Below are 6,066 nucleotides of genomic sequence, written 5' to 3' on the forward strand. Positions count from 1 at the left end.
CCTAGAGATCATCGTAAATGCCCTAGCTCCAAAAGAAAATATCTCAAGATTTTTAAAAAATCAGAATATAGAATTTAGCCTAGAAAGCAACGGCAATGAGACTAAAATTTTAGCCATCAAGGGCAAAAGCGCACTTGAGCTTACAAATTTTGACGAATTTGTCTGCGATATAACACCAAAAAACGAAAAAGTGCTCTATCTAAACGAAGAGCGCGCAGGTAGCGGCGAAGTTGGCATAAATTTGCTATCAAAATTTCTAGGCGCACTTCTTCAAGTAGAGAAAAAACCAAAGATAATCATCTGCGTAAATAACGCCGTTAAGATGACCACAAACCGCGCACATCCAAGCTTTAAGCCACTTAAAGATCTTGAAGCTACTGGCGTTCAAATTTTAAGCTGCGGAAGCTGCTTGGAGGCTTATAAACTAGTGAGCGATCTTGCAGTTGGCGAAATTTCAAACGCTTATGAGATCATCGACATACTCTCAACTCACGAGCAAATCAAACTATGATCTATCACGACAAAAAGCTTACGCAGTTCGTTAAAGCCGCTGGCTGAGCTGCTAAGCTTGACCCGTCGGGTCTTCACAAAACGATTAGTAGTTTAAATTTATCTCATCCAAACCTGCTCTCAAGCATCGGCTCAAACGAGGACGCGAGCGTTTTTAAGCTCTCAGACGATCTTGCACTTGTTCAGACGCTTGACTTTATCACGCCAGTAGTAAATGATCCATTTATCTATGGTCAGATCGCTGCTGCAAACAGCCTAAGCGACGTCTTTGCGATGGGTGGCGAGGTGATAAACGCTCTAAACATCGTGGGCTTTGATAGCTGCAACCTTGCGCCTGAAATTTTAGGCGAAATTTTACAAGGAGGAGCCGATAAAGTAAGAGAGTGTGGCGGCGTCATCGTTGGCGGACACACGATAGAGACGCAGCAGATGTATTATGGACTAAGCGTCACTGGCAAGGTGAGCCCACAAAATTTCTGGGCAAACAACACAGCAGAGGTTGGCAACGTCCTCATTCTCACAAAGCCTCTTGGCAGTGGCATCTTAAGCACAGCGATCAAGGCTGATCTGCTAAGCATGGAGCAGATAAGTGAGGTCGCAAGCATCATGGCTCAGCTAAATTTCTACGCTCTAAAAGCACTAAGTGGCATCAAAGTCTATGCGGCTACTGATGTGACTGGATTTGGCTTTTTAGGGCATTTAAGCGAGATGTTAAACGATAAGATCAGCTTTAACGTCTTTGAAAAAGATGTGCCAGTGATCGCAAGTGCGAAAGAATTTGCCGATATGGGCATCATCCCAGAGGGAAGCTACAAAAACCGCGAATTTGCAAAGCATTTTGTGAGCAAAGAGGCTGATATCTTGCTTTTTGACGCGCAAACTTCTGGCGGACTTTTGCTAGCTGTTAGCGAGAACGATGCAAATTTAGCTCTAAAGCGCCTAAAAGAGGCTGGCTATGAGCGCTCAGCCATCATCGCACAAACAGTCCAAAAAGGCGAGTTTGATATATTTTTAAACTAACTCTAGGCTAAATTTAGCCTATTTCAAGGCCAGCTAAAGTCTGGCTAAATTTCTTTTAATTTACCTAGTCGCTTTATAATGTCAAGAAATTTAACAAAGGAGATATGATGAACTATCTTGAAATTTTAAAATTTCGTCACGCTTGCAAAATTTTTGACGAGAACAAAAAGATCGGAGCTGGCGAATTTGACTTTATACTAGAGGCTGGCAGACTAAGCCCAAGCTCGACTGGGCTTGAGCAGTGGGACTTTTTGGTCGTGCAAAACAAGGAGCTTAGAGAGAAGATAAAAGCTGTTTCGTGGAACCAAGTGCAAATCACCTCTTGCTCGCATTTGGTTGTCATTTTAGCAAAGGTCAAAGAGATAAAATTTGGTAGCAACTACGTTGATAAAATGATCGCTAGAAGAGACGACAAAAATATTGAAGCTATCGCTGCAAGGCAGAAATTTTTTCTACTATCAAATTTTAAAAATGACGATGAGCTAACCTTTCAGTGGTCACACGAGCAGTGCATGATAGCTGCGACAAATATGATGAACGCAGCCGCTAGCCTTGGGATTGACAGCTGCCCGATGGAAGGCTTTGACAGACACGCTTTAAATGAAATTTTAGGCCTTGATGAGAGCGAAAAAAGAGTGGCTATCGTAGTGCCATTTGGCTACCGCCTAAACCCACAACCTGAAAAACTACGCAGACAAAGAGCCGAAGTAGTTACTTGGATCTACTAACTCACGGGGCAAAAGCCCTGTGATCTCTTTAAATTTAAACAAAAAGGCATTTTATAAGCTAAAAAAAGTAAATTTGCGTTAAAATCATGGCTAGTTTTAAAAAGCGAGGCTTAAATTTAATGCAAAAAAATAGCGCTAAACCAGTTTTGCAGATTTTTAAGAGGTTCTATGTAAAGATAGCACTACTTCTTTTTGCCTTCATCTTTCTTGCACTTTTTGTCATATTTGCTGGCATAAACGATATAAAATATGAAATTTCAACACTAAATTTTATCACTAGAAACAATATCGTCAATACATTTGTAGAGGTAAAAGACAATATCACCACAAAGGCAAGACTCATAGCAAACGGCGTAGAGCCATTTTATGAAGATACTGTTGTAAGTAAATTTTACACCGCTTTTTACGTGATAGCAAAAGACAACTCCTTGCTTTATGAGCGTAAATTTGAGGGCGCTTTTGAGTTACACAACTACGATATCTCGTGGTTTTCAGATATCAAAGCAGGCGAGTTTAGGCTCTCTGATAGATTTTATAAAAATAGACGCTTTAAAGATATCTACATAGCTTATGGGCTAAAAAATGGCAATAAAATTCTTGTTCAACTAAGTCAAAATTTTTTAAAAAACAGAGTTGATACAAGTTATAACAAAAATTTTGGCGCATACGTCTTTTTGGTTGATAAAGACGGCAACCTCTCAAGAGATGAGTTTTATAAAAAATTTATAAAAGAGGACTTTAATAAATACATCTCACAAGGTGGCGAGTTTAAAAGTGACAAGATCATTTTTATGCTAAAGGATATGAATTTTTACAAAATCAGCTACCTAGAAGAGCAAAAACTATTTGTCATAACAGGCTCTAGTAGGCAGCTTCAGATCTTTATCCAGCTAGTTCTAGTCGTGCTTTCGTTCTTCTGCTTTGTAACATTTAGCATACTTTGGCTACGCGACAACTCATATATAAAAGACAAAATTCTCTCTCCATTTACTAGGATCGCTCTTTTTGCGACAGATAAAAGCAAGCCAACTGATGAGGACTTTGACGTAAAAGAATTTATCTTGCTAAATAACAGCATCAAAAAACTCTACGAAGATAGAGATAAAGCTTACGAGACAGCACAAAGCTACGAGAGTAGATTTGGCTATGTCTTTGAAAAGAGCTTTTTAAAGATCGTGGTCTTTGACGCTTATACTGGCGTCATCACGGACATTAGCAACGCTCTTTTAGAAAAACTAGGCTACAAAAAAGATGACGTCGCGGATCTAAATATAAAAGAACTTCTTGAAGATGAATCTAAGAATTTAGCAGAAGATAGAAAAAATGCTATCAATAATAATCTATCATACGAGGCTAAGCTAAGGCGTAAAAATGGTGAAATCATCGATGTTTTAGTAACCCAAAGTAGCTTTGAGCTAGAAAACACTAGGCTAAATTTCATACTTATAAAGGATATCACTCAAGAAAAGATGACGCAAAGAAATGATGATATCATCAAAAGCTACGTCTTTTTATCGCCAAATGTTATCGCTATCGCTTCAGCAAAAGAGCCATTTTTGATCATCCAAAGCACAAACAATGTCGAGAGGATTTTTAATGTCCAAAGCCAAGGTCTCATAAATTTAGAAGATATCATTGCAAGCGAAGACTTTGATAGCTTTAAAGCTGCCGTGCTAGCAAGCAAAAAAGCCTTTTTGCAAGCAAGCTTTAAAAATGAAGAGCTAAATTTCATAGCAAATATGACAAACGCTTATGGCAAGAAAATTCCATTTAAGATAAAGGCTAAATTTATCGATGCAGACGAGCAAAAGATAATCTACTCATTTACCGATCTTAGCGATATGCTAAAGCTTCAAGAGAGATTTGAAAAACAAAGCAAAGAGAGCAAGGCGCTGCTTTGGGCGAGTGAGGCAAATGTCTTTACTTGGGATAAAAGAAGCGACATGCTTAATATCTCAGACGAGCTAAGCAAGGTTCTTGGCACGCAAAGCACTCTAAATTTCGAGCAGGCAAAGTCGGTCTTTGTTGATGAATTTGATAGCTTTTATAGCTTTTTTGAGAGTATAAGAGACGCTCAAACATACATTAAAGATATCAAACTTTATAGCATAGATAAAGAAATTCTACACTTTAGACTAAGAGCAAAAGCACTTGAATACGATGAATTTGGCGAAGTAAGCTTGATAAAAGGCACACTAAAAGACCTTAGCCTAGAAGATAGCTTCTTTGTCTGTCAAGACCTACTTGCAAAAATTTTCTCATTTAGCAAAGAAGAGGTCATCTTGCTTGATGAGGAGCTAAAGGTCATTGATGCAAATGATACATTTTTTGAAAGTTCGGGCTCAAAAGATAGTGTATATCTAAAAGATATCACCTTTATAAAGCAAGGCTTAAGCGATATAAAGCACCAGATCATAGACACTATAAACAGCGGTGGCTCATGGAGTGGTAAGGTTTGGAGTGAAAATAATAAAAATAAGAGCAAGCTTGAAGTCATAGAAATTTTACCACTTATTGATGCGAGCGAGAAAAGAACTGGCTACATCATGCTCGCAATGCTTGCAAATAACGAAGCTCAAAATGAGAAATATCTAGAATTTATCGCATATCACGATCCGCTCACAAAGCTACCAAATAGATTTTTACTCTACAACAAGCTAAATTCTCTCATACAAAAAAATGAACAAAAAATAGCCGTCATCTACCTTGATATTGATGATTTTAAGGGTATAAACGACAACTTCGGCCACCAAATAGGCGATAAATTTTTAGTAGCTATCTCTGAAAAAATAGGCGCTATGTTTAATGGCAAAAATATCTTTGCAAGGATAGGCGGAGATGAGTTTGTAGGCGTCATAAACTACGAAAATTTAGGTGAAGTCTATGAGATAGCGCAAAATATGATAAGGCTAGCTTCAGATGAAGTAAAGATAGATGAGCTAAAACTAAAAGCAAGCGCTAGCATAGGCATAGCCTTGGCCGATAGTGAGCTTGGGGCTGATGATGTGCTACAAAGAGCCGACTGGGCGATGTATCAAGCCAAGATAAGTGGCAAAAACAGAAGCTATACATTTGATGCGAAAAAAGATGTCTATTTTAAGAGCCAGTACGAAGATGGCTCAAAAATTTTAAAAGCGCTTGACGCTGGAGAGATGTTTTTAGAATTTCAGCCAGAGATCAGCTTTAGCACGGGCGAGACTTTAAGTTTTGAAGCGCTTATTAGATGGAGAAAAGATGGCGAGATCATCTACCCAAGCGACTTTTTACCACTTATAAGGACAAGTAGCGCATCTAGCAATATCGCTTTATTTACGATAAAAGAAGCGCTTTTAGCTAGAAAAATGTGGCTAGAAAATGGCATAAGCGCAAAGGTTCGCGTAAATTTAAGCGTTAAAAAGCTCTTTACGCAGGAGTTTTGGCAGAAATTTAAGGCGATCTTTGATGAGGATAAAAGCCTTGATCCAACTGGGCTTATCATCGACGTTATCGACGCTGCAACGGCTACAAATTTAGAAGTTTTAGAAATTTATGTTAGAAAGTATAAAGAGCTTGGCATACACTTCTCGCTTGATGACTTTGCATCATACTCAAGCTCGATTGAAGCTCTTGGTATGCTAAAGACAAATCGCTTCAACATAGATAATAAATTCTGCAAACATATCTTCAGCTCAAAAGAGGCGCTTGAGAGCATAAATATGATAAGGTTTGTGGCTGATAAATTTGGACTAAATACAACTATAAAAAATATCGATGATAAAAGAACGCTTGAGTTTTTGCTTGGTCTTGGATTTGATAAATTTCAAGGCCA

Annotated in this window: 4 protein-coding genes; all 4 read left to right on the forward strand. The window is 38.4% G+C overall.

Features of this window, described 5'->3' with window-relative positions; translation table 11 throughout:
- Positions 1-511: sulfurtransferase-like selenium metabolism protein YedF (yedF, locus tag CYP77_RS03680; RefSeq protein ID WP_103599692.1), on the forward strand; the 511-nt coding region annotated here is incomplete at its 5' end.
- Positions 508-1,530 carry a selenide, water dikinase SelD gene (gene selD, locus CYP77_RS03685; protein WP_103567014.1) on the forward strand — a complete coding sequence of 341 codons (1,023 nt, stop codon included), beginning with the start codon at positions 508-510 and terminating at the stop codon, positions 1,528-1,530. The genes yedF and selD, both read left to right, overlap by 4 nt.
- A 107-nt stretch (positions 1,531-1,637) precedes the next feature.
- The gene (locus CYP77_RS03690; protein WP_103567013.1) at positions 1,638-2,258 is read left to right on the forward strand and encodes an NAD(P)H-dependent oxidoreductase; all 621 of its coding nucleotides are present in this window, start codon (positions 1,638-1,640) and stop codon (positions 2,256-2,258) included.
- 119 nt (positions 2,259-2,377) lie between these two features.
- A partial coding sequence (locus CYP77_RS03695) for a diguanylate cyclase domain-containing protein (RefSeq protein ID WP_258033422.1) occupies positions 2,378-6,066 on the forward strand: 3,689 nt, incomplete at its 3' end.

The organism is Campylobacter concisus (genome assembly GCF_002913865.1).
In the GTDB taxonomy this organism is placed as follows: Bacteria; Campylobacterota; Campylobacteria; order Campylobacterales; family Campylobacteraceae; genus Campylobacter_A; species Campylobacter_A concisus_AM.